Raw genomic sequence first — 1,439 nt, 5'->3', positions numbered from 1 at the left:
TGAACTGGCCCCCGAAAGTTGGACTGGTTTAATTCTAGGTGATGAGGGGTTCAAGGGTCTGATTCCGATATTGCATCGGGGTCAGGCCCTTGAGTCGTTGTTGGATGCGTTCGGTGTTGTACCACTGGATGTAATCTTCGATCGCTTGGTTGAAGTCTTCGACGGTGTCGAAGACTTCCCCGTGGTACATCTCGGTCTTTACGTGCCCGAAGAAGTTCTCCATTACTGCATTGTCGTAGCAGTTGGCTTTACGCGACATCGACTGAACACCACCGTTGTCACCGATCAGGTTACGCCAGGAGGAATGCTGGTACTGGAATCCTTGATCGGTGTGCATCATCCACCCAGGCTTCGGTGCACAGGCTGCGATCGTCTTGGACAAAGAATCGGCGGTAAACGCTGCCGTCGGCGATGTGGCCACGGTGTGAGCAACGATTGAGCGGTCGAACAAGTCCATCACCGGTGACAAATACACTTTTCGGCCTGCGACCCTGAACTCGGTGACGTCGCTGACAAAGACGGTGTTTGGCGTGTCTGGGGTGAATTTGCGGTCGAGTTTGTTGTCAGCGATGTGGCTTATAGTTCCTGCGTAGGAAACATACGGCCTGCGTTGGCGGATCTTGGCTCGAAGACCCATCTGATGCATGAGTTTGTAGACGAGTTTGTGATTGACCACCCAGCCCTTGTTGCGCAGGTCCAGCAACACCCGCCGGTAGCCGTAGCGATGCTTGTTAGCCTCGAAGCTTTCTAGGATCGCGTCCTTGATCGCAGCGTGCTTATCTGGCTCGCTGAGTCGTTTCTGGTGATAGAAGAATGTCGACCGTGGGATACCTGCTGCCTCTAGGAGGTACTCTAAGCGGTGGTGAGACTTGAGGATGACGATCGCCTGAACTTTCAGGCGTGTCCCTGATTCCTCAAGTCCCGCAATTTTTTTAGATAAGCGTTTTCAGCTTCCAACCGTGCGATCTGGCGGCGCAGCTTGTCTTCTTCTGTAAGCCGCTTCGGTGCGGCCGAGCCTTTAGGCCTGCCCTTCGATTTCGGTTTCAACGCCTCAACGCCGTCTTTGCGCCATTTCCGCGCCCAGTCTTTGACGAGCTGGTCTGACGACAGTCCAAACTCGCGGGCAAGATCCATTCTTGTCTCGCCGGCAAGGTAGCGCTCGACAACTTCCTTCTTCACCTCGAAGGGGTAATGCTGCTTAGTCGGTTTCTCCACAAGACATAGCCTGCCACGCAGCACAAACCGACGGTAGAGACTCCGCACGGCGTGTCTGGAGACCCCGAGAGCATTGGCAGCTGCTTTACACCCCATGCCCTGCTCGAAACACTCCACCAACTGCTCGCGCTGATATTCGCTCAACGAACTTCGTGCTCTCAAAGAAAACTACTCCCTACTAGTCGGTAACTGATTTCTCAGTCCAACTAATGGGGAGCAGTTCA

General features: G+C 54.1%; 1 protein-coding gene. It reads right to left on the bottom strand.

The window, feature by feature from the left end:
* Positions 1–34: 34 nt before the first annotated feature.
* Positions 35–1,377 (bottom strand): IS3 family transposase gene (locus ABRP66_RS11580; RefSeq protein ID WP_410757984.1). Its coding sequence is split into 2 segments (ribosomal slippage): positions 35–936 and positions 936–1,377, totalling 1,344 coding nucleotides; the frame shifts between segments, so codons are not numbered across the junction.
* Positions 1,378–1,439 lie beyond the last annotated feature (62 nt).

This window comes from Corynebacterium sp. KPL2680, assembly GCF_040225675.1.
Lineage (GTDB): Bacteria > Actinomycetota > Actinomycetes > Mycobacteriales > Mycobacteriaceae > Corynebacterium > Corynebacterium rhinophilum.
The sequence above is the reverse complement of the archived record's forward strand: the minus strand, read 5'-3'. Positions and strand labels throughout refer to the sequence as shown.